Origin of the sequence: Pseudomonas kribbensis (genome assembly GCF_003352185.1) — a bacterium.
Classification (GTDB): Bacteria; Pseudomonadota; Gammaproteobacteria; order Pseudomonadales; family Pseudomonadaceae; genus Aquipseudomonas; species Aquipseudomonas kribbensis.
Genome location: NZ_CP029608.1, coordinates 5,237,711 through 5,262,871, shown reverse-complemented (window position 1 = coordinate 5,262,871; position 25,161 = coordinate 5,237,711). Strand labels below are relative to the sequence as shown.

The window sequence follows — 25,161 nt, the reverse complement described above, 5'->3', positions numbered from 1 at the left end:
GGCTGAAACAAATGACGATGCCGTGACACAGGACAGCCATCGGTCGATTGATGGGTAATTTGTCGCAAAGGGTAGGGCAGTGGGGGAGGGTTTCGGTAGAATCCGCGCCGCGGTCGTCGGTCTGGCGTTCGCCATTCCGCTTTAGATTGAGGTCTGTGATGCACTTGATGACGCTGTTTACCGCCCATCCCGCCAAACTGATCAACCTGCTGGCCCTGCTGTTGGCCTTCCCGGGCAGTTGGCTGCTGCACGCGACCCGTCGGCGTGAGCAACGGGCGATGGCCAGTATCGCGGCCCAGCGCCAGAGCCAGCCGGATCAGGAGCCGGTGCTGGACTGGGCAACCCTGCGCATGAACCGGTTTTTCTATCGTTTCGGTTTTGCCTGTCTGGGGCTGGCGTTGCTGATTTCCTGGATCAGCACCCGCTACTGAACGAAAAACGGCGCCCGAAGGCGCCGTTCTTGTATCCGCTCGACACCGCTTACAGCGGCAAGCCGGCCTTGACCCGGTACTGATTGCGTACCGGCGTCGCATATTGCAGCACCAGATACGGACGATGCTCCTCAGGGCAGGCGTCCAGACGGCTTTGCCATTCTTCCTGGGCCTTGGCCAGTTCTTCGGCACCGAACACGTCGGCAGCCTTCGGCACGTTCAACTGCGGATCGGCATCCGCCCACTGCGCGTACGCCAGGTAATGCACCGGGAACAACCGGTAGCCGCCGAGAATCTGCTTGTCCATCTCGACCGCCAGTTGCTTGGTGTCTTCGAACAGTTCGGTGATCGGCGCGGCGAAGTTCACGTGCACCCGGCCCTTGTAGCCGGTGATGCCCTTGGCGATGCTCACGTCGTCCTCGCCCGGCGCCTTGCTGTAGGTGCCGGTGGTGGCGCGAATGTACAGCTCGCGGGCCTTGGCCTGGTCGCACGGGTCGTATTCGTAGCTGATCGATACCGGGGTCAGGTTCAGCGACTGGATGACCTCGCCGAACGGCTCGTCCTTGCGGCTCATGTGGAACATCTTGAGGATCGCCGACTCGGTACGGTCGTCGCCGTCCTTGGCCCGGCCTTCGGCCTGGGCGATCCAGATCGAGGCGCAATCGTTGCGGATCGAGTGGTTGATGTAGGCCGACAGTAACTGGTACGCGGCCATTTTCTCGCGGCGCCCGGTGATCGAGCGGTGCACGATGAAGCTCTTGTTCAGACGCATCAGGTCGCTGACGAAAGGCTTTTGCAGCAGGTTGTCGCCAATCGCGATGCGCGGCGTCGGCAGGCCGGCGTGGTACACGGCGTAATTGACGAAGGCCGGGTCCATCACGATGTCGCGGTGGTTGGCGATGAACAGATAGGCACTGCCGGACTTGAATTGCTCGACACCGGTGTAGGTCACGCCGTCGGTGGCGCGCTCGATGGTGTGGTCGACGTAGAACTCGACCTTGTCCTGCAACGTCGCCACGGAGGTCACGTCGGCGAACTCACGACGCAGCCGATGGGCTATAAGTGGTTTGAGCATCCAGCCGAAGGCACCGGCGAAACGCGGGAAGCGGAAGTGGGTGAGGATATCTAGAAACGCCTTGTCGCCGAGCAGTCTTGCCAGTACCGCAGGTACTTCGCTGTCGTCGTAAGGTCGGATGGCATCGAATTCGCCCATCATGCTCTCTTGTTGGAAACGGCTAGGGTAAGTAAAGGTTTTGATCGAAAACCAACGGGGCACGGTCTGAAAAAGTAGCCAGACAAAATTAGCCCTGCAAATAGACCGGCGATTATACGCACAAGTCACCCGGGAGACCGCGATGCTGGAAAGCGAGCATTATCAATGTCCATATTGTGGGGAAAGATGCGAAGCAGTACTGGATTTGTCCGGAGGCGATCAGGAGTACATAGAAGACTGCCCGGTCTGTTGCAAGCCGATCAGATTCAAACTGCAAACCGACGGCCGGGAATGGATGCTCGATGTTTACAGCGAAAACGAGTGAGGTGCGCCCATGCAGCGAATCTACGAACCGGAAAACCTGATGGAGGGCGAAATGCTCAAGGGCATGCTCGCCAGCGAAGGCATCGAGGCGCATCTGGTGGGGCGCGATCTGCTCGGCGGCACCGGCGAGCTGCCGATCTTCGGCCTGCTGGGACTGTCGGTCGATAACGATCAGGCCGAGTACGCCCGCGAACTGATCAGCGCGTACAATGCCGCGCTGCCGCTGCCCGGCGATGAACCGGAGAGCTTTCCCGGTACGCTGGTCTGTTAGGCTGGCGTTCGTTTTATTCTTGAGTCGTGCTGCCCCATGTGTGGACGTTATGCCCTGTTTCGCTGGAACCGCGACTTCGCGGCGCTGCCAGGTTTTCCCGCCGATCAGCAGGCGCAGTGGAACATTTCCCCCAACGATTCGGTGTTGATGCTGCGTGCCGAGCCTGACGGCCAGCGCACCCTGGCCCGCGCCCGCTGGGGCCTGACGCCGCCGTGGCTGACCGATCTGTCGCGTACCCCGGCCCACGCCAGGGCCGAAACCGTGGCCGAACAACCGATGTTTCGCGAAGCCCTGCGCCTGCGTCGTTGCCTGCTGCCGGCCAACGGTTTCTACGAATGGCGCGGCAATGTGCGCAAGCAGCCTTACTGGCTGACGCCGGGTGAAGGGGCTTCGTTGTTTTTTGCGGCGATCTGGGAGGCGTATCCGGTGCAGGAGCAGGTCTGGCTGAGCACGGCGGTGATCACCCAACCGGCGGCCAGTCAGCGCCGTCCGTTGATTCTCGACGAGGCGGGGCAGGCGGCGTGGCTCGATCCCGAGACGCCGCTGCACGTTCTGCAAGGTCTGCTCGCCAGCGAGCCCACCGCGTTGCGCGAGCGGGTGCTGGCGAACCTGGTCAATGATCCGAAACTCAACGGGCCGGAGTGTTTGACTCCGGCGTGATCGGTCAGACCTTGAACTGATTGATCAACCGCCGCTGCTGCTCCGCCAGCTTGGTCAAATCGGCACTCGCCGAACTCGACTCATCCGCACCACCCGCCACTTCGTTCGCCACCTGACCGATGTTGATCACGTTGCGGTTGATGTCGTCGGCCACTGCGCTCTGTTCCTCGGCGGCGCTGGCGATCTGGGTGTTCATGTCGTTGATCACCGACACTGCCTGGGTAATGGTCTCCAACGCTTCGGCTGCCTTGGCCGCGTGCTGCACGCTTTCGTCGGTGCGGTTCTGGCTGTCCTCCATGACCCGCACCACATCGCGGGTGCCCTGTTGCAGTTGCTGGATCATGCTCTGGATTTCTTCGGTGGCCTTCTGGGTCTTTTGCGCCAGATTGCGCACCTCGTCGGCCACCACGGCAAATCCACGGCCTTGCTCACCGGCACGGGCCGCTTCGATGGCGGCGTTGAGGGCCAGCAGGTTGGTCTGCTCGGCGATCCCGCGAATGGCAATCAGGATGGCAGTGATGTTTTCGCTGTCCTTGGCCAGTGTCTGCACCACGTCCACGGCCTTGCCAATTTCCACGGCCAGCACACCGATCGAGTTGGAGGTGTCGCGCACGATCTGCATGCCCTGACTGGCAGCCTGATCGGCATGGCTGGCGGCTTGTGCGGCCTGGGTCGCGTTGCGCGCCACGTCCTGGGCGGTGGCGGTCATTTCCTGCACGGCAGTGGCGACCTGATCGATCTCGGCCATCTGCTTCTGAATGCCGATATTGGTGCGGATCGCGATGTCTGCCGTGTGCTCCGAGGAATCGCTGACACTCTGCACCGACGACACCACCTGCGTGATCATTGCCTGCAATTTGGCGAGGAAGGTATTGAAGCCTTTGGCGATTGAACCGAGTTCGTCTTTGCGGTCACTGCTCAAGCGACGGGTCAGGTCGCCTTCGCCCTGGGCGATGTCATCGAGCATGGTGACCATTTGCTTCAGCGGTCGGGCGATACCGTGGCCCACCAGCCAGATCACCAGCAGGCCGAGGCCGGCAATGATCAGGCCGACCATGGCCATGCCGAAAGTGTCGGATTTGCGCTGGGCGTCGAGGTCGCCTTGCAGCTTTTGCAGATCGGCCATCACCGCGTTCAGTGGCAGTTGCAGCATCAGGGTCCAGCGAGCGTCGGTCTGGCCGATGCCGAATGGCAGGTACAACTCGATCCGGCCCGACTCCTTATTGACGGTGTAGGTCACTTCGCCGCGCTTGAGATTGGCCATGTTGGCAATCTGCTGGGCGTCGAGAATGTCGCTGACTTTCTCGCCGAACTTGCTCGGGTCCTTGGTGTAAGCGACGATCCGGCCGTTGCCGCCGATCAGGGCCATTTGCCCGGCGCCGCCGTAGAGTTTCTGGTTCGCGCCCAAAAGCATTTCCTGGATGAAGTTCACCGACAGGTCGGCGCCGACGATGCCCTGGAAGGCGCCGTTGAGCATGATCGGTTCAATGAAAGAGGCGAGCATGACGATCTTGTCGCCGACCTTGTAGGGCGCCGGATCGATCACGCAGGATTTTTTGGTTTCCTTCGAACACAGGTAGTACTCGCTGGCGCGCACGCCGGTGGACAGGACTTTCTGGTCGTCGACATCCACCAGTTTGTCCAGGCCCAGGGTGCCGTCATCATTGCGGAACCACCACGGCAGGAAGCGTCCGTTGGCGGCGTCTATGCCGACCACGCTGGTGCCGACGTAGGCCGCGTCGTTGTGGTCCAGTGCGTTCTTTTCCCAGCCGATGTAGGTGCCGAGAATCTTCGGGTTCTTCTCGACGTTTTCCTTGATCAGGCTGATCAGTTGCTCGCGGCTGACGGTCAGTCGTGGCTGGCCATCGGCGCCCGGGGTGCCGAGCAGGGCGTTGACCCGTACCAGTCCGCCGGCAATCAGTAGTGGCGCTTCGAGCTCGCGCTGGATCTGGCTGACCTGGGTCTGCGCCAGCGAGGTCAGGCGCTGTTCGATGACTTGTTCGAACTGCTCCTGGGTTCGTTGTTGAACCATCTCTTGGGTGCGGGCGCCGGAAAACAGCGCATACAGCACCAGCGCAGCCACCACGCTGAGAACGATGGCGCCGGCCAGGGCCGCCACGGAAAACTGGATCGACTTGAATTTCATGGAAGCTCCGCACGCAAGAGGACATCTGCGCTGCTGTATCGGCAGCCACTATTGCGCCATGAGGCGAAGTGCGCGCAATTGAAGGCGGATGTCGCAAATGGAGCAGTGCGCGACGCAGATGCGCAGGGCTTGTCGGCGGATATGAATTTTTTCCTACAGGGGCGGCGGGCGCCTTCTGAAAGTGGGTGCAACACGTCCGTTGTATCTGGCGTCGATACAATTACCCGCCTAGGATACGCGGCATGTTTTCAGGGAGCTTTTGAATGAACAAGACATTGGTTGTAAGTGCACTGAGCGCAGCGCTGTTGCTGGCCGGTTGTCAGTCGGTCAATACCACCAGCGGCGGTGCCGTGGGCGTGGAGCGCAAGCAGTACATGTTCAGCATGCTGTCCTCGCAAGAGGTCGACCAGATGTATGCCCAGTCGTATCAGAAGACCGTTGGCGAGGCGTCCAGCAAAGGCGTGCTGGACAAGACCAGCAACGAAGCCAAGCGGGTTCAGGCGATTGCCAACCGCTTGATTGCCCAGGCGCCGAACTTCCGTCCGGATGCCGCGCAATGGCAGTGGGAAGTGAACCTGATCAAGAGTGACGAGCTCAACGCCAACTGCGGCCCTGGCGGCAAGATCATTTTCTACACCGGGCTGATCGACAGCCTGAAACTGACCGACGATGAAATCGCCGCGGTGATGGGCCATGAAATCGCCCACGCCCTGCGCGAGCATGGTCGTGAAGCGATGTCCAAGGCCTACGGCATCGAAATGGCCAAGCAGGGCGCCGGCGCGTTGCTCGGTCTGGGTCAGGACAGCCTGGCGCTGGCCGACACCGTGGCCAACTACGGGATGACGCTGCCCAACAGCCGCGCCAACGAGAACGAGGCCGACCTGATCGGCCTGGAACTGGCTGCCCGCGCCGGTTACAACCCGAACGCCGCGATCACCCTGTGGAACAAGATGAGCAAGGCGTCCGAAGGTGCACCGCCGGAGTTCATGAGCACGCACCCGGCATCCTCCAGCCGGATCGCCTCGTTGCAGGCGGCAATTCCGAAGGTCATGCCGCTCTACGAAAAAGCGCCAAAGTCCTGAAGCAATGATCGCTCCCACACCGAGTGCGGGAGCGATCTGCCGGATCAGACCCAGCCGCTGCTCTGCATCGCCTTGTACACCGCGACGATCGCCAGAATCATGAACGCCGAGGCGGCCAGGCGACGGATCAGGGTCAGCGGCAGTTTCTCCGCCGCAAAATTACCCGCCAGAACCACCGGCACGTTGGCAATCAGCATGCCCGCCGTGGTGCCGATGATCACCAGCCACAGTTCCGGGTATTGCGCTGCCAGCATCACGGTAGCGATCTGGGTCTTGTCGCCGATTTCCGCGAGGAAGAATGCAATCAGCGTGGTCAGGAACGGTCCGAACTTGCGGGCAGTGCTGGCTTCGTCGTCGTCCATCTTGTCCGGCACCAGCGTCCACAGGGCGGTGGCGGTGAAGCTCGCGGCGAGAATCCAGTGCAGGACGGAGTCGGAGAAGAAACTGCCGAACCAGGCGCCTACCGCACCGGCTGCTGCGTGGTTGGCCAGGGTCGCCGCGACGATACCGGCAATGATCGGCCAGGGTTTGCGAAAGCGAGCGGCGAGAATCAGCGCGAGCAGTTGCGTCTTGTCGCCGATTTCGGCCAAGGCAACGATTGCGGTAGGAACGAGTAACGAGTCCAGCATCAGGATTTCCTAAGGGGCGGGTCGACACGGCTATGACACGTACAGCCTTCCCGCCCCGGGTAAGGTGTGCGTGTCATAGGTCTTGTCAAACCCTGCGATCCGTCTGCTGCGGACGCTTGGGTCGCATACGCCATGATCTGAGGATCAAGTATGTTGACGTATGCCGGACGAGCATGGCGCTCGTGGGAGACTACTCCCCTAGGACGGAGCGGATTCTGCCTAGGCAGAATCCATTCGGCAAGTGCTAATTTTCAGCCGCGCTTGGCCCGGTAAATCCGGAAACCATTGCCTTCGGCCTTGATTGCACACACGCCAAGATGCTCTTCGATCAGCGGTTGATACTTCAGGAAGCTGTTCGCCACCAGTCGCAGTTCGCCGCCGTTTTTCAGATGTTTTGCAGCTTTTCGCAGCAAGTTCTCGGTGGCGAAATAGTCGGTGTGAACGCCGACATGGAATGGTGGATTGCTCAGAATCGCGTTCAGCCCCATCGGCGCGGCGTCGATGCCGTCACCGGTCAACACTTCGGCTTCCAGACCGTTGGCGGCCAAAGTCAGGCGACTGCTGGCGGCAGCGAAGGCGTCGACGTCGAGCAACGTGACCTGGTTGTGCGGGTAGCGACGTTTGACCGCCGCGCCAAGCACGCCGGCACCGCAACCGAAATCCAGCAGATGACCGCTCGGCAGTTTGTCCAGATGCTCCAGCAGCAGGGCGCTGCCGCGATCCAGTCGGCCATGGCTGAACACGCCCGGCAGGCTGATGACCTTCAACGGGCCCTCGGCCAGCGGCAGTTCGTATGTCTGGGCCAGACTTTCCAGGGATTTGGCTTGCGGGGCATTGGCCACGGTCACTTGCCACAACTGGCAGTGGCGCGCGCTGTCGAGCTTGCGTGGCTTGCCGAACGGGTTCAGTTGCTTGGATGCGCCTTCGATGCCGCTGCGCTTTTCCCCGACCAGAAACACTTCGCGCCCGGCCAGGCGTGAGGTCACGGCATTGAGGATGTAGTCGGTCAGGTCCTTGGACTTGGGCAGGAACACCACAGCGCTATCGAATTCTCGCTCCGGCACATTCACGCCGAAATGGCTGCGACCTTCGAAGCGTGCATCGAGCGCCGCCTGATCGCCGGCATGCCAGCACCAGCCGAATGCGTTGGGCAGGCGCCCGAGCAGATCATCGGCGGGCAGACCGGCCAGCAACAGCGAACCCTGGAATAACTCGACCTGACGAAGCAGTACTTCACTGCGCGGATCCATAACTGCTCCTGTGAAAAAAAGTGCCGCAGTTTATCAACTGACGACCCGCAGCGCCTTACCGCTGTAGAACGCCTGGGTGTTTTCCACCAGTTGGCCGACGATTCGTTGCCGCGCTTCGCGACTACCCCAGGCGTTGTGCGGGGTGACGATCAGGCGCGGGATGTCGGCGGCCAGCAGCGGATTGCCATTGGTTGGCGGTTCGACGCTCAACACATCGGTGGCCGCGCCGCCCAGATGACCGTTGCGCAAGGCATCGGCCAGGGCCTGTTCGTCGATCAGACCGCCACGGGCGGTGTTGACCACGAAAGCCCCCGGTTTCATCGACGCCAGCTCGCGGGCACCGATGAAGTGCCGGGTGTGTTCGTTGAGCGGGCAGTGCAGGGTGAGGGCGTCGATCTGCGGCAGCAGCTCTTCCAATGGCAAGCGATCCGGGCGGGCCGGACGCCCCGGAATCTGCCCCAGCAATACGCGCATGCCAAAGGCTTCAGCCAGGCGTGCAACCGCGCCGCCGAGTTCACCATGCCCGAGCAGCCCAAGGGTTTTGCCTTCCAGTTCGACAATCGGGTAATCCAGCAGGCAGAACTGTTTAGCCTGCTGCCAGCGGCCTTCGCCGACGGCTTTTTGATAATCGGCCAGACGCGTGGCGAGATTGAGCAACAGCATGATCGTGTGCTGCGCCACCGACGGCGTTCCGTAACCCTGACAGTTGCACACGGTGATGCCGTGGGCGCGGGCGGCGGCCAGATCGACGTTGTTGGTGCCGGTGGCGGTGATCAGGATCAGTTTCAGCTGTGGGTTGGCGGCCATGGCGGCGGCATCGATCAGGATCTTGTTGCTGATGGCCACGGTCGCGCCTTGCAGGCGTTCGGCAACCTGCGCAGGCAGTGTCTGGGCGAACAGTTGCAGGTCGCTGAAGCAGGCACGCAACGGCGCGAGGTCAAGGTCACCGAGGTCCAGGGAAGGGTGATCGAGGAATACGGCGCGGTGGGCGTTCGTCATCAACTGTACCTGTTGTGCTTTGAAGGGAAGGCGTAATCTGCCGAGCCTAACAGATGAAACAAAACGTTACGCCTGGCCGAAAGGAGCCCCCATGTACTGGACCGAGTTCTTGACCGTTGCACTGATCCACCTGCTGGCCGTCGCCAGTCCCGGCCCGGACTTTGCCGTGGTGGTGCGCGAGAGCGTGACCCACGGGCGTCGTGCCGGCACCTGGACGGCGCTGGGCGTGGGCACGGCGATTTTCCTGCACGTCGGTTATTCGCTGCTGGGCATCGGCCTGATCGTTTCCCAATCGATCGTGCTGTTCAACGCCCTGAAATGGGCCGCCGCCGCTTACCTGCTGTACATCGGCTACAAGGCCTTGCGCGCGCAACCGGCCAAGACCGTGACCGACGACTTGCACAAAGAGGCCGGCGAACGCACCGCCCGTGGTGCCTTCACTTCAGGCTTCGTGACCAACGGGCTGAACCCGAAAGCCACGCTGTTCTTCCTGTCGCTGTTCACCGTGGTGATCAACCCGCACACGCCACTGGCAGTGCAGGCCGGTTACGGGATTTACCTGGCGGCTGCGACTGCTACCTGGTTCTGCCTGGTGGCGATGCTGTTCAGCCAGCAGCGCGTGCGCGCCGGTTTCGCCCGCATGGGCCACTGGTTCGACCGCACCATGGGCGCCGTGCTGATCGCCATCGGCGTGAAGCTCGCGTTCACCGAGATGCATTGATCGAGCGGAGCTGATTGAGGGCGTTGAGGTACTCCCGGGGATTGTCCCCGAGCAAACGGCGAAACATCGCGCTGAACGCCCGCGCGCTGCCGTAACCCAGATCCCGCGCCACGCTCTGCACGCTGTCACCGGCGAGCAGGCGGGGCAGGGCTTCCATCAGGCGCAGTTGCTGGCGCCAGGCATTGAAATTCATCTGCAGTTGTTGCTGGAACAGCCGCGCCAATGTGCGTGAGCTGGCACCGACCTGTTGCGCCCAGTCTTCCAGGGTGTTCGGGTGATCGGGCTCGCGCAGCAACGCCAGGCAAATGTTTTGCAGGCGTCGGTCGCTGGGCATCGGGATGTGCAGCGGCAGGTTTTCGAGGCCGGCCAGTTCCTCGAGCATCAATTGCTGGATCAGCGGATTGTCGGCGTGGGGCGGGCCCTGCACCGCACGCAGGATCAGTTCGCGCAGCAACGGCGTCACCGCCAGCACGCAGCAGTGTTGCAGGCTGGCCGGCGACAGTTCGGGCGCGATGAACAATGAACGCATCTGCACATCGCCGGACATGAATATCTCGTGGCCGATCTCCGGCGGAATCCACACCGCGCGGGTCGGCGGAATCACCCACGCACCTTGCGCCGTGACTACCCGCATGACGCCGCTCACTGCATACAGCAGCTGTGCCTCGCGATGCAGGTGCAATGGCTGGTGTGCGCCGTCGAGATAATCCCGGGGATAGGCACTCACCGGGCCGTGTTCGAAATGGCTGATCAACATGTCCGGTTCACTGACTTGTATGGCAGGAATGCGCTTTTTCGCCAACTTAGCATAAGCGCTCACCCTCATCTGTTCACCACAAGAAAGCGTGCCGCGATGAATCAATCCAGAAATGTCATCCGCTACATCAACGCAGCCCATGTGATCGATCACATGTTCATGCTGATTTTCCCCGCCGCCGTGCTCGGCATGACCCAGGCCTTCGCCCTCGACTATGCCGCGCTGATCGGCCTGTCGCTGGGCGGTTTCATCGCGTTCGGTGCCTGTTCGCTACCGGCCGGCTGGTTGGGCGATCACTGGAGCCGGCGGCGGATGATGCTGGTGTTTTTCTTCGGTATCGGCGCTTCGGCGATCGTGACCGGCCTCAGTAACAGCCCGACGATGCTGGTCATCGGCCTGACCCTGATCGGTATTTTTGCCGCGATCTATCACCCGGTCGGCACGGCGATGCTGGTGGCCTACGCGCAAAATCGTGGTCGCGAAATCGGCATCAACGGCATGTGGGGCAATCTTGGCGTGGCGTTCTCGGCGCTGATTACCGGGTTGCTGGTGGCGCAGTTCGGCTGGCGTTCGGCATTCCTGATTCCGGGAGCCGTGGCCATTGTGCTGGGGATCGGTTTTGCCTTGCAGGTGCGGGAGGAGCCAATCCCCAAGCGCCCGCACACCGCGCTCAAGGGCGCCAGCGGCCAGCGCATTTCGATGGTCATGGTGTTCGGCGTGCTGGCCTTGGCCACGGCCACCGGCGGCGTGGTGTTCAACGCCACCACCATGACCTATCCAAAACTGTTCCAGGAGCGCTTGCATGACCTGTTCGCCTCGCCGCAGACCCTCGGCGTGGTGGTAAGCCTGGCGTACGCGTTTGGTGCAGTGGCGCAGTTGAGCATCGGGCAATTGCTGCACCGGGTCAGTCTGAAATGGCCATTTGTGGTGCTGACGCTGTTTCAGGCGCCACTGCTTTATGCCATGGCTTACGTCGATGGCTGGGCGGTGATCGCGCTCGGTGCGGCGTTCATGTTCGTGGTGTTCGGCCAGGTGACGGTGAACGATTCGATGGTCGCCAACTTCGTTGCACCGCAATGGCAGTCCCGGGTGTTTGCCTTGCGTTACTGTTTATCGTTCGGTGCCAGCGCGACGGCGATTCCGCTGATTTCCTATGTCGAACCGCGCCATGGTTTTGTGGGGCTTTATCTGATTCTGGCCGGGTTTGGCGCTTTGACCTTCCTCGCGGCGGTGGTTTTCCCACGTACGCCTTCCGAAGCGGCTGTAGGGCAAACGGCCTGACCGGTGACGAAATCCGACAAATGCTGGCGCAAAGCTAGCATTTGTACGGCTCTGCAAATCATTCCTTTGGCTGATTTGGCTGGCGTATAAGGGTTCTAGAGTACAAAACTCCAACGCCAACACCGTGCAGTCAGAAAAGGGATTCTTATGTTGCAGACTCGCGTTATTCCGCCCGCCGAAGGGGCCTACCAGTATCCATTGCTGATTAAACGGCTGCTGATGTCGGGCGCCCGTTACGAGAAAACCCGCGAGATCATCTACCGTGACCAGTTGCGCTATAGCTATCCGACGCTGATCGAGCGGGTCGCGCGACTGGCCAACGTACTGACGGCAGCCGGCGTAAAGGCCGGCGATACCGTGGCGGTGATGGACTGGGACAGCCATCGCTACCTCGAATGCATGTTTGCCATTCCGATGATCGGCGCGGTGATTCACACCATCAACGTGCGCCTGTCGCCGGAACAGATCCTCTACACCATGAACCACGCCGAGGACCGTTTCGTGCTGGTCAACAGCGAGTTCGTCGGGCTGTACCAGGCCATCGCGCCGCACCTGACCACGGTGGAGAAAACCCTGCTGCTGACCGATCTGCCGGAAAAAACCGCGGATCTGCCGAATCTGGTGGGCGAGTACGAACAACTGCTGGCGTCCGCGAGCCCGCAGTACGACTTCCAGGACTTCGACGAAAACTCGGTTGCCACCACCTTCTACACCACGGGTACCACCGGCAATCCGAAAGGTGTGTATTTCACCCATCGGCAACTGGTGCTGCACACCATGGGTGTGTCGACCATCATGGGCGCCATCGACAGCGTGCGGCTGCTGGGCACCAACGACGTGTACATGCCGATCACCCCGATGTTCCACGTGCATGCTTGGGGTCTGCCCTATGTGGCAACCATGCTCGGGCTCAAGCAGGTTTATCCGGGACGTTACGACCCGGAGTTTCTGGTCGAGTTGTGGCGCAAGGAGAAGGTCACGTTCTCCCATTGCGTGCCAACCATCCTGCAGATGGTGCTCAACGCCAAGGGCGCGCAGGGCACCGATTTCGGCGGCTGGAAGATCGTCATCGGCGGCAGTGCGCTCAATCGCACGCTGTATGAAACGGCCAAGAGCAAGGGCATTCAACTGACGGCGGCCTATGGCATGTCGGAAACCGGGCCGTTGGTTTCCTGTGCGCATCTGAACGATGAGTTGATGGCAGGCACCGAAGACGAACGCACCACCTACCGAATCAAGGCCGGGGTGCCGGGGCCGCTAGTCGAAGCGGCGATCGTCGATGGCGACGGCAACTTCCTGCCCGCCGATGGCGAAACCCAGGGCGAACTGGTGCTGCGTGCACCGTGGCTGACCGAGGGCTATTTCAACGAACCGCAGAAGGGCGCCGAGCTGTGGGCCGGTGGCTGGCTGCACACCGGCGACGTGGCAACGCTCGACAGCATGGGCGTGATCGACATCCGCGACCGGATCAAGGACGTGATCAAGACCGGTGGCGAATGGATTTCCTCGCTGGACCTCGAAGACCTGATCAGTCGTCACGTCGCGGTACGTGAAGTAGCAGTGGTGGGCATCGCCGATCCGCAGTGGGGCGAGCGCCCGTTTGCCTTGCTGGTGATCCGCGAAGGGCACGCCATCGGGGCCCGCGAGCTCAAGGAACACCTCAAGCCGTTCGTGGAACTGGGGCACCTGAGCAAGTGGGCAATCCCGAGTCAGATCGCCCTTGTTACGGAAATTCCCAAGACCAGTGTCGGCAAGCTCGACAAGAAGCGCATCCGCCTCGACATCACCGAATGGCAGGCCAACAACAGCACCTTCCTCTCGACACTTTGAGTGTCCCCTGGCGCGCCGAAAACGGCGCGCCAGCCCCACCAAGCAAGCGCTTGGCTTGTGAAATCGGAAAAATCAGCCATCCTTGCCGGGCCGACATGTGTCGGACTGGCGAAAGGACTGTTCCAGAGTGGCCGGCAGCTGCAAATCACACTTTAGAGGGATCAAGCCGTACCACCTGCTGGCTATAGTCCGCTCAAGGATTTTTAAGAACGGGGCAATGCAACATTGAAGCGATTTCGGGAGGCCTCTGGCGCCCGGTCCTTCAGGCGTTTTTAAAAGTACTCACTGCCATAACAATAATGCACATGGAGTAGCGTCGATGACCTCAGTAAACCAGTTCTGGCGCCGGGCGAAACTGCCTCTGGCGGTCAGTCTTGCCTCCACGCTCGCCGGGCCCGCATTCGGCGTCAGCTTCAACGTCGGTGAAATCGAAGGCCAGTTCGACTCCTCGCTCTCCCTGGGCATGAGCGTGTCGACCCAGCAGCCGAACAAGGATCTTATTGGTGTCAACAACGGCGGCCGGGGCCTGTCCCAGACCTCCGACGACGGTCACTTGAACTTCAAGAGCGGGCAAGCGTTCTCGAAGATCTTCAAGGGCATCCACGACCTCGAACTGAAATACGGCGACACCGGTGTCTTCGTCCGGGGCAAATACTGGTACGACTTCGCGCTGCAGAACCAGGACCTGGAATACAAGGACGTCAGCAACCACAACCGCGACGTGGCAGCCCGCTCTTCGGGCGGCCAGATCCTCGATGCGTTCATCTACCACAACTACGCCATTGCCGATGAGCCGGGTTCGGTGCGTCTGGGCAAGCAGGTGGTGAACTGGGGTGAAAGTACCTTCATCGGTGGCGGCATCAACTCGATCAACCCGATCGACGTTTCCGCTTTCCGCCGTCCGGGCGCCGAGATCAAGGAAGGCCTGATCCCGGTCAACATGTTCTATCTGTCCCAGAGCATCACCGAAAACCTGTCGGCCGAAGGTTTCTACCAGATCGACTGGCAGAAGACCGTGACCGACAACTGCGGCACCTTCTTCTCCCAGCCTGACATCGTCACCACCGGTTGCGACGACAACCTGCGCGTGCTGAACAAGCGCTCGACCATTCCTGGCGTTGCCCTCGGCCCGCTGGCGGCCGCCAATGTCGACGTCAACGAAGAAGGCGTGCTGGTACGTCGCTCCCCGAACCGCAATGCGCGGGACAGCGGGCAGTGGGGCGTGTCCGCCAAGTACATGTTCGATCCGCTGGCCACCGAGTTCGGTGCCTACTTCATGAACTACCACAGTCGTGCGCCGATCTTCAGCGCGACCGGTGCACCGCAGTCGATCTATAACGGCGTCAAGGCTCTGCCTGGCCCGTTCCAGGCTCTGGGCCCTCTGGTAGTGGCGGGTAACTCCGAGTATTTCATCGAGTATCCGGAGGACATTCGCCTCTACGGTCTGAGCTTCTCCACCACCCTGCCTACCGGTACGGCGTGGAGCGGTGAGGTCAGCTACCGGCCGAACGCGCCGGTGCAACTGAACTCCACCGACATCCTGTTCGCCGGTGTGCGTCCGTTGGGCGGCGCGCTGACCAACGCCTCGATCCTCAATGGCGTTCCGGGCCAGGACCTGCACGGTTACAACCGCAAGGAAATCACCCAGCTGCAAACCACCCTGACGCACTTCTTCGATCAGGTGATGGGCGCCAACCGCCTGACCCTGGTGGGTGAAGTCGGCGTGACCCACGTCGGTGGGCTGGAAAGCAAATCCGAGGCCCGTTACGGCCGCGATCCGGTCTTCGGTCCGGGTGAGCTGCCGTCCACTGGCGGCCTGGATACCTGCTCGCAGATCCTCAACACCTCGACCATCAACGGTGCCGGCCCTGGCGCATCGACCAGCAACCGCTCCAGCAACTGCGACAACAACGGTTTCACCACCGCCACTTCCTGGGGTTATCGCGCTCGTGCCATCTGGGATTACAGCGACGTGTTCGCCGGTGTGAACCTGAAGCCGAACGTGGCCTGGTCCCACGACGTCAAGGGTTACTCCCCTGGCCCTGGCGGCAACTTCGAGGAAGGTCGCAAGGCCATCAGCCTCGGGCTGGATGCCGAATATCAGAACACCTACACCGCAAGCCTGGCCTACACCAACTTCTTTGGTGGCGAATACAGCACGGTGGATGATCGCGACTTCGTTGCCCTCAGTGTTGGCGTGAACTTCTAAGCGCAGTTTTTTCAGGACGAACAAACCTATGAAAATAACAAAGAATCTGTTCCACGCCGGTGTTCTGGGGCTTTCGCTGCTGGCGACCAGCGTGATGGCGGCGGTCCCTGCCGCCGAAGCCGACAAACTGGGCAAGAGCCTGACCCCGATGGGCGCCGAGATGGCGGGCAACGCCGACGGTTCGATCCCGGCCTGGAAGCCGTTGGCGAAGAATGCAGGCACCGTCGACAGCAAAGGTTTCCTGTCCGATCCGTACGGCAGTGAGAAACCGTTGTTCACCATCACCGCGCAGAACGTCGACCAGTACAAGGACAAGCTTGCGCCGGGCCAGTACGCGATGTTCAAGCGTTACCCGGACACCTTCAAGATGCCGGTCTACCCGTCCCATCGCGGTGCCACCGTGCCGGATGACGTGTTCGCCGCGATCAAGAAAAACGCCACGACCACCACGCTGGTGGCCGGTGGCAACGGTCTGGAAAACTTCCAGACCGCCATCCCGTTCCCGATCCCGAAAGACGGTCTGGAAGTCATCTGGAACCACATCACCCGCTATCGCGGTGGCAGCGTGACCCGTCTGGTGACCCAGGCGACGCCACAGACCAACGGCTCGTTCAGCCTGGTGTATTTCCAGGACCAGTTCGTGTTCCGCGACAAGATGAAGGACTACGATCCGGCCAACCCGGGCAACGTGCTGTTCTACTTCAAGCAGAAAGTGACCGCGCCGGCTCGTCTGGCAGGTACCGTGCTGCTGGTGCACGAGACCCTCGACCAGGTGAAGGAGCCGCGCAAGGCCTGGGTCTATGCGACCGGTCAGCGCCGTGTGCGCCAGGCACCACAAGTGTCCTATGACGGTCCGGGTACTGCGGCGGATGGTCTGCGTACCTCCGACAACCTCGACATGTACAACGGCGCCCCGGATCGTTATGACTGGAAGCTCGAAGGCAAGAAAGAGATGTACATTGCCAACAACAGCTACAAGATTGACTCGCCGACGTTGAAATACGCCGACATCATCAAGGCCGGTCACATCAATCAGGACCTGACCCGTTACGAGCTGCGCCGCGTCTGGCACGTGGTGGCTACCCTGAAACCGGGTCAGCGTCACATCTACGCCAAACGTGACTTCTTCATCGATGAAGATACCTGGCAGGCAGCGGTCATCGACCACTACGACGGTCGCGGTCAGCTGTGGCGCGTCGCCGAGGCCCATGCCGAGGACTACTACGACAAGCAAGTGCCTTGGTACGCGCTGGAAACCCTGTACGACCTGCAATCGGGTCGTTACCTGGCACTGGGCATGAAGAACGAAGAGAAACAGGCTTATGACTTCGGCTTCTCTGCCACCAAGAGCGAATTCCAGCCGGGCAACCTGGGCCAGGACGGTATCCGCTAAGCTGTAACCCGAGGCCGCATCCTCGAAAAAACGCCCCGACTGGTTCGGGGCGTTTTTTTTGCGTGGTGATTTTGTAGCCATTTGTAGCAACAACTTCATATGTACGCCGTTTAAGGCTAGTCTGCGGACATCTGCTACGCCGCCAACAGCCATTCGAACAAGAGCCGGCCATGACTGATCTGTCCCCACTTCCGGGTCCTGCAAGCGTTGCCGTCGCGGCACTGGACGGACGTTTCTTTCGTCCCCCGCTGCCTGACGGATACGTATTGCGGCCACGACTTTGCGAGCGACTGCAAGCCGGGCTCGGTGGACGTCTGTTGCTGGTCTGCGCCCCGGCCGGGTTTGGCAAAAGTTCGCTGGCCGTGGAGTTCTGTCAAAGTCTGCCGGGACATTGGCAAAGTCTGTGGCTGGGACTGAGCGCCCGGGACAGCGACCCGGGGCGCTTTCTCGAGCGTCTGCTCGAAGGCCTGCAAGACTACTTCCCGGAACTCGGCAGCCGCGCACTCGGCCTGTTGAAAATGCGCCAGCGTCATCAGCCGTTCGCCTTCGAAGAATGGCTCGATGGCCTGCTCGATGAGCTGGCACTGCACTTGCAACCGACCTCACCGCTGTTATTGGTACTGGACGACTACCACCTCGCCCAAGGGCCGGTACTCGACCGCTGCCTGCAATTTTTCCTCAATCATTTGCCCGATGGCCTGTTGGTCATGGTCACCAGCCGCCAGCGGCCCGACTGGCATCTCGCCCGTCTGCGCCTTTCGCGACAGTTGCTGGAGCTGCATGAACAGGATCTGCGCCTGACCCACGACGAAGCGCTGGCGTTGCTCGATCGGCACAGCAGTTCGCTACGCGGCGAGGCCCTGGAAAACCTGATCCAGCGCAGTGAAGGCTGGGTGGCGGGGCTGCGCTTCTGGTTGTTGGCGGTGTCCGAGGCCGGGAGCGATGCCGCATTGCCGCAGGCCTTGAACAGCGGGGAAGGGCTGATCCGTGATTACCTGCTGGAAGAAGTCATCGACTGCCTGCCGGCCGAGGTGCAGGCGTTTCTCTACGACACCGCGCCGCAGGAACGTTTTTGCAGCGAGCTGTGCGATGCGGTGCGCGAATCCCACGACAGTGCCGAGATTCTGCGCTTCCTGTTGGCGCATCAGGTGTTTCTGGTGCCGCTGGATGAACACGGGCACTGGTATCGCTATCACCATCTGTTTTCCGATCTGTTGCGCAGTCGGCCAATCGCTCGGGCGGTGGTTCCTGTTGCTACGCTGCACCTGCGCGCCTGTCGCTGGTTCAATGCTCAAGGCTTGCTGGACGAAGCCGTGGAACAGGCGCTGCGCGCAGGGCATCTGGATGTGGCGGCGAATCTGGTGCAGAACCTGTCCGAGGAACAGTTGCTCGCCGAACAGAACGTCGGCATGTTGCTGCGCTGGAAAATGGACTTGCCCGATAGCCTGCTGATCAGCACGCCGCGCCTGATCGTGTTGTACAGCTGGGCGCTGGGGCTTGCCTGTCAGCTCGATGCGGCCGAGGAGCTTGCCAGTCACCTGAGCCGGTTTTTGCCGGCGCCATCGGCCACCGCACAGAAATCCATGCTCGCCCAGTGGCTGGCGCTCAAGGGCATCATCGCCCGGGGCCGGGGCCATCGCGAGCAGACCATCGAATATTGCAGCGAAGCGCTGGAGAGCCTGCCGGCCAAGCGTTATGGCCAGCGCCTGATGTGTTTGTCGACCTTGTCCAACCTGGCGATTGCCGATGGCGATCTGTGGCGCGCACGAGGCTTGAACCGAGAATCCCTGGAGCTGGCGCAGCGGGTCGGCAATCCGCTGTTCGAGGCACTGGCCCACTACGACCGTGCCCGGGTATTGCAGGCGCGGGGGGAGATAGTGCGCTCGCTCGATGAAGTGCATCAGGGCCTCGAGCGTCTGCGCGGATTGTCGGCGCAGCGTTTGTACGCCGTGCGTGCGCGGTTGACGCTGTACGAGGGATTTTTGCTGGCCATGCGCTTGCAACCTGATGCGGCGCGCCAGCGATTACAGGCGGGTTTGAGCGAAGCACGGGCCTGTCGCGATATCAGCGTGTTGATCGGCCATTGCGTGATCGCCCGGCTCGACGGCAGCAGCGGTGATTACGCCCGGGCCTTTGCCGAACTGGCGGAAGCCGAGCGGCTGATGCACATCTGGGACGTTCCGCCGATCTACTATCTGGCGATGATTACGTTGGTCAAATGCGAGCTGTGGCTGGCACAGGGGCGGATTGACCTGGCCGAGGCCTGGCTGGCGCGGCTGGGGCAGACTTACACAGGGGAACGGGCTGCAGCTCCGCCGGAATTCCACCCGCAACTACCCCTGCATGTCGAACTGCAGCAGGCGCTGCTGGATGCCATTCAAGGACAACCGATGCTCGCTGAGGGGCGGTTGAACGTGTTGCTGGAGAACGGTCAGCAAACCGGTCGGCAGTTGCTGAGCGTGATGGCCTTGACCCAGAAAGTGGTATTGCTGCTGGTGACCGGCCGCGAATCCGAGGCCCGCAAAGCGCTGGTACAGGCAATGGAGGCGGCCAGCGGCGGTGTATTGCAGCCGTTCGATGTTTTGGTCAAAGACCATGTCGATTGGCTGCGCGGGCAATTATCCTTGACCTCACCGTGTCTGGTCGGTCAGCAGTTACTGAAGCATTTCCCGTCTGCTGCGTCACGTGCGGCGCAGGAGCCTCCGACTGCCGAGCAATTGAGCAGCCGGGAACTGGCAGTCCTGCGACTGATTGCCCAAGGCTGCTCAAATCAGGAAATCAGCGAACAACTGTTCATCTCGCTGCACACTGTGAAAACCCATGCCAGTCATATCAACAGCAAACTGGGGGTTGAACGGCGCACACAGGCCGTGGCGAGGGCCAAGGAACTCGGAATTTTGAGCTAGGTCTTTGGCTTGATTGACGCAAAAAAAAACGCCCCGATTCCCCGGGGCGTTTTTTATCGACATTTGGCCTGTGAGACCAGGTCGGGTATCGGGTCGTATCAGGCTACCAGGTCGGTGGCGCTGAAGCTGTTGACACCCACCAGCTGGATTTCGAAGTCCGCGCCGGCGTTGCCGCTGACGTTGCCCGAAAGCACGTGGTCGACGAAACGCAGTTGGCCGGCACCCGTGAAGTCGCCCGCACCAATGAAGGTGAAGCCATTGAAACCGGCGGTCAGCAGGTTGGCATCAAACTTCGTCAGATCGATCTTGTCGCCTTGCGCACTGTTGAAGTCGGTAATGACATCGCGGTTGCTGCCGGTACCCATTTCGTTGACGCCACCGAAAACAAACGTGTCCGCGCCTGCGCCACCGGTGAGGGTGTCCGCCCCGGCTCCGCCATTGAGGACGTTGTTGTCGGCGTTGCCGATCAGGGTGTTATTCAGGCTGTTGCCGTTCAGTGTGAACTTGCCGCTGCCCAGCAACGTGACGTTTTCGACATTCACCAGGTTACTGATGCTCAGATCGACAAGGCTCGATTGCGATGTGGCGGCGTAGGTGATCAACAGGGTGTCGTTACCTTCGTTGGCCTGTTCCTGGATCAGTGCCAGTTCGCCGGACTGATCGAGGGCATAGGTGTCGTTACCTTTGCCGCCGATCATGGTGTCCAGGCCGGCACCACCAGAAAGCTGGTTGTTGCCGTCGTTGCCGATCAGCACGTTGTCCTGCGAGTTGCCCAAGGCAAAGATGTCGGCAGTGCCGGTGAGGGTCAGGTTCTCGAGGTTGGCGCCCAGAACGAAGCTGACCGAAGACCGGACGGTATCGATTTCACCGACGACGGTACTGGTTTCGCTGACCACGTCGCCGACGTTGTCGACGATGTAGGTGTCATTGCCGGCACCGCCCGCCATGAAGTCCGCCCCGGCACCACCGTCGAGAATGTTGTCGCCACTGTTGCCGATCAAGGTGTTGTTCAGGGCATTACCGGCGCCATTGAGGTTGTCGGTACCGGTGAGGGTGAGGTTCTCGACATTGTTGCCCAGGGTGTAGCTGATCGAGGCTTGTACCGTGTCGATTTCGCTCGCCAGGGTGCTGGTTTCGCTGACCACGTCGCCGACATTGTCGACGATGTAGGTGTCATTGCCGGCACCGCCCGCCATGAAGTCCGCACCGGCGCCACCATCGATAATGTTGCTGTCGGCGTTGCCGATCAGCGTGTTGTTCAGGGCGTTGCCGTTCAGCCGGAAGTTGCCGCTGCCCAGCAGGGTGGCGTTCTCGACGTTGCGCAGGTTGCTCAAGTTCAGATCGACGATGTTGGTCTGCGCCGTGGCGGTGTAGGTGATCAACAGGGTGTCGTTGCCTTCGCCGGCCAGCTCCTGGATCAGGGCCAGCTCACCGGCCTGATCGAGACCGTAGGTGTCGTTGCCCTTGCCGCCGATCATGGTGTCCAGACCTGCGCCACCAGAGAGCTGGTTATTGCCGTCGTTGCCGATCAGCACGTTATCCAGCGCGTTGCCCAGACCAAATGTATCGCCTGTGCCGGTCAGGGTCAGGTTCTCGAGGTTGGCACCCAGGATGTAGTTGATCGAGGCCTGCACGGTGTCGATTTCGTTCGCCAGGGTGCTGGTTTCGCTGACCACGTCGCCAACGTTGTCGACGATGTAGGTGTCATTGCCGGTGCCGCCGGCCATGAAGTCCGCGCCGGCACCGCCGTCGAGAATGTTATTGCCACTGTTGCCGTTCAACACGTTGTTCAGGGCGTTGCCTGTTGCGTTGATATTGTCAGTGCCCACCAGCGTAAGGTTTTCGACGTTGTTGCCCAGGGTGTAGTTGATGTAGGAGTAAACCAGGTCGATTTCTGTCGCCGAAGTGCCCTCTTCGATAACCACGTCACCGACGTTGTCGACTACGTAGGTGTCATTGCCTGCACCACCATTGAGGGTATCCGCGCCTGCTCCGCCGTTGAGAATGTTGTTGTCGGCGTTACCGATCAGAACGTTGTTCAGGCTGTTGCCGAGCACTGCGAAATTGCCGCTGCCCAGCAGTGTCACGTTTTCCACGTTCTGCAAGTTACTGATGCTCAGATCGACAATCTGTGAGGTGGCGGCATAGGTCAGAAGCAGGGTATCGGTGCCTTCGTTGGCCAGTTCCTGGATCAGTGCCAGTTCGCCGGACTGATCGAGGGCATAGGTGTCGTTACCTTTGCCGCCGATCATGGTGTCCAGGCCTGCGCCACCAGAGAGCTGGTTGTTGCCGTCGTTGCCGATCAGCACGTTGTCCTGCGAGTTGCCCAAGGCAAAGATGTCGGCAGTGCCGGTGAGGGTCAGGTTCTCGAGATTGGCGCCCAGAACGAAGTTGACCGAAGACCGTACGGTATCGATTTCACCGACGACGGTGCTGGTTTCGCTGACCACGTCGCCGACGTTGTCGACGATGTAAGTGTCATTGCCGGCACCGCCCGCCATGAAGTCCGCCCCGGCACCACCATCGATAATGTTGCTGTCGGCGTTGCCGATGAGGGTGTTGTTCAGACTGTTGCCGGTGAGCGTGAAGTTGCCGCTGCCCAGCAGGGTGACGTTCTCGATGTTGCGCAGGTTGCTGAGGTTCAGGTCGACGGTGCTGGTCTGCGGTGTGGCGGAATAGGTCAGTTGAAGGGTGTCGATGCCCTCGTTTGCCAGTTCCTGAACCAATGCCAGTTCCCCGGCCTGATCCAGTGCGTAGGTGTCATTGCCCTTGCCACCGATCATGGTGTCCAGACCGGCGCCACCGGCAAGCTGGTTGTTGCCGTCGTTGCCGATCAGCACGTTGTCCTGCGAGTTGCCCAAGGCAAAGATGTCGGCAGTGCCGGTGAGGGTCAGGTTCTCGAGATTGGCGCCCAGAACGAAGTTGACCGAAGACCGTACGGTATCGATTTCACCGACGACGGTACTGGTTTCGCTGACCACGTCGCCGGCATTGTCGACGATGTAGGTGTCGTTGCCCGCGCCGCCGATCATGATGTCCGCACCGGCACCGCCGTCGAGAATGTTGTCGCCACTGTTGCCGATCAAGGTGTTGTTCAGGGCATTACCGGTGCCATTGAGGTTGCCGGTACCGGTGAGGGTGAGGTTCTCGACGTTGTTGCCCAGGGTGTAACTGATCGAGGCTTGTACCGTGTCGATTTCGCTCGCCAGGGTGCTGGTTTCGCTGACCACGTCGCCGATATTGTCGACGATGTAAGTGTCATTGCCAGCACCACCCGCCATGAAGTCCGCACCGGCGCCGCCGTCGATGTAGTTGCTGTCGGCGTTGCCGATCAGCGTGTTGTTCAGGGCGTTGCCGTTCAGCCGGAAGTTGCCGCTGCCCAGCAGGGTGGCGTTCTCGACGTTGAGCAGGTTGCTGAGGTTCAAGTCGACGACGTTGGTCTGCAGGGTCGATGCGTAGGTGATCAACAGGGTGTCGTTGCCTTCGCCGGCCAGCTCCTGGATCAGGGCCAGCTCACCGGCCTGATCGAGACCGTAGGTGTCGTTGCCCTTGCCGCCGATCATGGTGTCCAGACCCGCGCCACCAGAGATCTGGTTGTTGCCGTCGTTGCCGATCAGCACGTTGTTTTGCGCGTTGCCCAGGGCAAAGGTGTCGCCAGTGCCGGTGAGGGTCAGGTTCTCGATGTTGGCGCCCAGTGCGAAGCTGACCGAGGCCAGTACGTTGTCGATTTCACCGACTACCGCACTGGTTTCGCTGACCACGTCACCGGCATTGTCGACGATGTAGGTGTCGTTGCCCGCGCCGCCAGCCATGAAGTCCGCGCCGGCACCGCCATCAATGAAGTTGTTGCCGGCGTTGCCGATCAGCACGTTGTTCAGCGCATTGCCGGTGGCAGTCAGATTGTCGGTGCCCACCAGCGTAAGGTTTTCGACGTTGCTGCCCAGGGTGTAGCTGATGGAGGAAATGACGGTATCGATTCCCGAACCGAAGTTCGCGAGTTCAACCACGGTATCGCCGACGTTATCGACGTAGTAGGTGTCGTTACCGTCGCCCCCGGTCATGGAGTCTGCACCCGCCATGCCGTTAAGGGTGTTGTTCAGTGCGTTGCCGATGAGAACGTCATCGAATGCCGAACCGATGGCATTCTCGATTTTGGCGCCATAGGCAATCGCCAGACCGTCATTGATTGCAGCCTGGGTGTTCAAATCCGTGAAGGCCTTGCCGATCTGACTGTAGGCACCTTCATTCAGGTTGATCTTCACGGCGGCAAGTTGATTGCTGCCATCAATGGTGTCGTTACCACCGGCATCCCAGATGGTTTCAAAAATAGACTGGTCAGGCGCCCACTTGTAGACGTTGTCGCCGGTCTGCCACATCGTGTTGACGCCATACAGGCTCTGAATCGCGATGATGTCGAGAACCATCGGTGTCGTCGGCTGGTACGAGTAATTACTGCTGTAACTCATCACGGTGAAGTGAACGTCGTCCAGTGAAGGATCCAGCAGTGTCTTGTTGGTCGAGCTGACGTCGAACGGATGCTTGAGGCCCAGTGCGTGACCGATCTCATGGATGAAGGTCATGACATCATAAGACCCCTTCAGCGGGGTGGCCTCACCCGTCTGCGGGCCAATCCAGACATCGCCACCGGACGGGGTATTGGCAGGGAAATAAGCCCAGGCAGCGGTCTTGTTGTCCATCAGCCGATAGCCGCCGAAGCGCAGGTCACCGACGTTGGTCAGTGTGTCTGTGGTCAGGCTGAAGTTCAGATTGGTGACGGCTGCCCAAGTCCCCAGTGAGTAGTTCACCGCTGCCTTCTGACCCGGAGTGAGTTCGTACAGCGCGTTATATTCATTGTCGGGGCTGTAGTCGGTGACGAAGTACGAAGTGCCGGGAGCCATGAAGCTATAGCTCAGACTGGTTCCACCTTTGCCCCAGTTGGACCCCAGCCAGTAGCTGCCGGCAATGAGGCTGTCGACAGTGGCATTGCCGGTCAGAGAAGCGGGGAAAGTGAAGGAGTAGGTCTTGGGCGTAGGCATGGGGGATTTCCTGAGTGCGCTGC

The 25,161-nt window shown here is 60.8% G+C and carries 18 protein-coding genes and 1 riboswitch; of the genes, 11 read left to right on the top strand and 7 right to left on the bottom strand.

The genetic code is table 11. From position 1 onward, the window contains the following. Positions 1-158: 158 nt before the first annotated feature. A complete protein-coding gene (locus DLD99_RS23970; protein WP_114885469.1) occupies positions 159-431 on the top strand; it encodes a hypothetical protein in 273 nt (90 codons plus the stop codon). A 49-nt stretch (positions 432-480) separates the two neighbouring features. Here DLD99_RS23970 and DLD99_RS23965 read toward each other — a convergent pair whose 3' ends face one another. Continuing rightward, positions 481-1,644 (bottom strand): 1-acyl-sn-glycerol-3-phosphate acyltransferase, encoded by a 1,164-nt coding sequence (locus tag DLD99_RS23965; protein WP_178083434.1) that lies wholly within the window; start codon positions 1,642-1,644, stop codon positions 481-483. Between the two features lie 142 nt (positions 1,645-1,786). Here DLD99_RS23965 and DLD99_RS23960 point away from each other — a divergent pair, with 142 nt between their 5' ends. Genes DLD99_RS23960 through DLD99_RS23950 form a run of 3 tightly spaced genes read left to right on the top strand, consistent with a single transcriptional unit; the run spans position 1,787 to position 2,899 of the window. Continuing rightward, positions 1,787-1,969: a CPXCG motif-containing cysteine-rich protein gene (locus DLD99_RS23960; RefSeq protein WP_114885465.1), complete on the top strand. Its 183-nt coding sequence runs from the start codon at positions 1,787-1,789 to the stop codon at positions 1,967-1,969. Between the two features lie 9 nt (positions 1,970-1,978). Next, entirely contained in the window at positions 1,979-2,239 is a 261-nt protein-coding gene (locus tag DLD99_RS23955; protein WP_114885463.1) for a putative signal transducing protein, read from the top strand. A gap of 36 nt (positions 2,240-2,275) precedes the next feature. After that, positions 2,276-2,899, top strand: a complete 624-nt coding sequence (locus tag DLD99_RS23950) for an SOS response-associated peptidase (RefSeq protein WP_114885461.1) — start codon at positions 2,276-2,278, stop codon at positions 2,897-2,899. Between the two features lie 4 nt (positions 2,900-2,903). On the opposite strand, the gene DLD99_RS29750 is transcribed toward DLD99_RS23950, so the two are convergent. After that, positions 2,904-5,045 carry a methyl-accepting chemotaxis protein gene (locus DLD99_RS29750; protein ID WP_114885459.1) on the bottom strand — a complete coding sequence of 714 codons (2,142 nt, stop codon included), beginning with the start codon at positions 5,043-5,045 and terminating at the stop codon, positions 2,904-2,906. A gap of 263 nt (positions 5,046-5,308) precedes the next feature. Between DLD99_RS29750 and DLD99_RS23940 the strand changes: the two genes are divergently transcribed. Then, complete coding sequence (locus DLD99_RS23940; protein WP_096822780.1) at positions 5,309-6,127, top strand: M48 family metallopeptidase; 819 nt, start codon at positions 5,309-5,311, stop codon at positions 6,125-6,127. A gap of 44 nt (positions 6,128-6,171) precedes the next feature. Here the strand turns inward: DLD99_RS23940 and DLD99_RS23935 are convergent, their stop codons facing one another. The 3 genes from DLD99_RS23935 to DLD99_RS23925 form a co-directional block, all read right to left on the bottom strand. Next, positions 6,172-6,756 (bottom strand): TMEM165/GDT1 family protein, encoded by a 585-nt coding sequence (locus DLD99_RS23935; RefSeq protein WP_085733646.1) that lies wholly within the window; start codon positions 6,754-6,756, stop codon positions 6,172-6,174. Positions 6,757-6,843: 87 nt separating this feature from the next. Beyond that, positions 6,844-6,968: riboswitch (yybP-ykoY riboswitch) on the bottom strand. A 39-nt stretch (positions 6,969-7,007) separates the two neighbouring features. Continuing rightward, complete coding sequence (locus tag DLD99_RS23930; protein ID WP_114885457.1) at positions 7,008-8,006, bottom strand: class I SAM-dependent methyltransferase; 999 nt, start codon at positions 8,004-8,006, stop codon at positions 7,008-7,010. A 33-nt stretch (positions 8,007-8,039) separates the two neighbouring features. Continuing rightward, a complete protein-coding gene (locus DLD99_RS23925) occupies positions 8,040-9,005 on the bottom strand; it encodes a 2-hydroxyacid dehydrogenase (protein ID WP_114885455.1) in 966 nt (321 codons plus the stop codon). A 91-nt stretch (positions 9,006-9,096) separates the two neighbouring features. On the opposite strand from DLD99_RS23925, the gene DLD99_RS23920 reads away from it, so the two are divergent. Then, positions 9,097-9,726: a LysE family translocator gene (locus DLD99_RS23920; RefSeq protein ID WP_114885453.1), complete on the top strand. Its 630-nt coding sequence runs from the start codon at positions 9,097-9,099 to the stop codon at positions 9,724-9,726. On the opposite strand, the gene DLD99_RS23915 is transcribed toward DLD99_RS23920, so the two are convergent. Continuing rightward, positions 9,710-10,483, bottom strand: a complete 774-nt coding sequence (locus DLD99_RS23915) for an AraC family transcriptional regulator (RefSeq protein ID WP_114885451.1) — start codon at positions 10,481-10,483, stop codon at positions 9,710-9,712. The genes DLD99_RS23920 and DLD99_RS23915 overlap by 17 nt on opposite strands. Before the next feature lie 96 nt (positions 10,484-10,579). Here DLD99_RS23915 and DLD99_RS23910 point away from each other — a divergent pair, with 96 nt between their 5' ends. From DLD99_RS23910 to DLD99_RS23890, 5 genes are all read left to right on the top strand, one after another. Then, complete coding sequence (locus DLD99_RS23910) at positions 10,580-11,764, top strand: MFS transporter (protein WP_114885449.1); 1,185 nt, start codon at positions 10,580-10,582, stop codon at positions 11,762-11,764. Between the two features lie 147 nt (positions 11,765-11,911). After that, positions 11,912-13,594, top strand: coding sequence for a fatty acid--CoA ligase (locus DLD99_RS23905; RefSeq protein WP_114885447.1), 1,683 nt, complete (start codon positions 11,912-11,914; stop codon positions 13,592-13,594). Between the two features lie 319 nt (positions 13,595-13,913). Next, a complete protein-coding gene (locus DLD99_RS23900) occupies positions 13,914-15,803 on the top strand; it encodes a DUF1302 domain-containing protein (protein WP_114885445.1) in 1,890 nt (629 codons plus the stop codon). A gap of 28 nt (positions 15,804-15,831) precedes the next feature. Continuing rightward, positions 15,832-17,196 carry a DUF1329 domain-containing protein gene (locus DLD99_RS23895; protein ID WP_085733654.1) on the top strand — a complete coding sequence of 455 codons (1,365 nt, stop codon included), beginning with the start codon at positions 15,832-15,834 and terminating at the stop codon, positions 17,194-17,196. Positions 17,197-17,366: 170 nt separating this feature from the next. After that, a complete protein-coding gene (locus DLD99_RS23890) occupies positions 17,367-20,102 on the top strand; it encodes a winged helix-turn-helix domain-containing protein (RefSeq protein WP_114885443.1) in 2,736 nt (911 codons plus the stop codon). Between the two features lie 98 nt (positions 20,103-20,200). Here DLD99_RS23890 and DLD99_RS23885 read toward each other — a convergent pair whose 3' ends face one another. Next, entirely contained in the window at positions 20,201-25,138 is a 4,938-nt protein-coding gene (locus tag DLD99_RS23885) for a M10 family metallopeptidase C-terminal domain-containing protein (RefSeq protein ID WP_114885441.1), read from the bottom strand. Between the last annotated feature and the right edge of the window lie 23 nt (positions 25,139-25,161).

Bases quoted from the DNA above. Each gene is read 5' to 3' on its own strand.
- DLD99_RS23970 (WP_114885469.1), top strand. From the start codon at position 159: ATGCACTTGATGACGCTGTTTACCGCCCATCCCGCCAAACTGATCAAC.
- DLD99_RS23965 (WP_178083434.1), bottom strand. From the start codon at position 1,644: ATGGGCGAATTCGATGCCATCCGACCTTACGACGACAGCGAAGTACCT.
- DLD99_RS23960 (WP_114885465.1), top strand. From the start codon at position 1,787: ATGCTGGAAAGCGAGCATTATCAATGTCCATATTGTGGGGAAAGATGC.
- DLD99_RS23955 (WP_114885463.1), top strand. From the start codon at position 1,979: ATGCAGCGAATCTACGAACCGGAAAACCTGATGGAGGGCGAAATGCTC.
- DLD99_RS23950 (WP_114885461.1), top strand. From the start codon at position 2,276: ATGTGTGGACGTTATGCCCTGTTTCGCTGGAACCGCGACTTCGCGGCG.
- DLD99_RS29750 (WP_114885459.1), bottom strand. From the start codon at position 5,045: ATGAAATTCAAGTCGATCCAGTTTTCCGTGGCGGCCCTGGCCGGCGCC.
- DLD99_RS23940 (WP_096822780.1), top strand. From the start codon at position 5,309: ATGAACAAGACATTGGTTGTAAGTGCACTGAGCGCAGCGCTGTTGCTG.
- DLD99_RS23935 (WP_085733646.1), bottom strand. From the start codon at position 6,756: ATGCTGGACTCGTTACTCGTTCCTACCGCAATCGTTGCCTTGGCCGAA.
- DLD99_RS23930 (WP_114885457.1), bottom strand. From the start codon at position 8,006: ATGGATCCGCGCAGTGAAGTACTGCTTCGTCAGGTCGAGTTATTCCAG.
- DLD99_RS23925 (WP_114885455.1), bottom strand. From the start codon at position 9,005: ATGACGAACGCCCACCGCGCCGTATTCCTCGATCACCCTTCCCTGGAC.
- DLD99_RS23920 (WP_114885453.1), top strand. From the start codon at position 9,097: ATGTACTGGACCGAGTTCTTGACCGTTGCACTGATCCACCTGCTGGCC.
- DLD99_RS23915 (WP_114885451.1), bottom strand. From the start codon at position 10,483: ATGTTGATCAGCCATTTCGAACACGGCCCGGTGAGTGCCTATCCCCGG.
- DLD99_RS23910 (WP_114885449.1), top strand. From the start codon at position 10,580: ATGAATCAATCCAGAAATGTCATCCGCTACATCAACGCAGCCCATGTG.
- DLD99_RS23905 (WP_114885447.1), top strand. From the start codon at position 11,912: ATGTTGCAGACTCGCGTTATTCCGCCCGCCGAAGGGGCCTACCAGTAT.
- DLD99_RS23900 (WP_114885445.1), top strand. From the start codon at position 13,914: ATGACCTCAGTAAACCAGTTCTGGCGCCGGGCGAAACTGCCTCTGGCG.
- DLD99_RS23895 (WP_085733654.1), top strand. From the start codon at position 15,832: ATGAAAATAACAAAGAATCTGTTCCACGCCGGTGTTCTGGGGCTTTCG.
- DLD99_RS23890 (WP_114885443.1), top strand. From the start codon at position 17,367: ATGACTGATCTGTCCCCACTTCCGGGTCCTGCAAGCGTTGCCGTCGCG.
- DLD99_RS23885 (WP_114885441.1), bottom strand. From the start codon at position 25,138: ATGCCTACGCCCAAGACCTACTCCTTCACTTTCCCCGCTTCTCTGACC.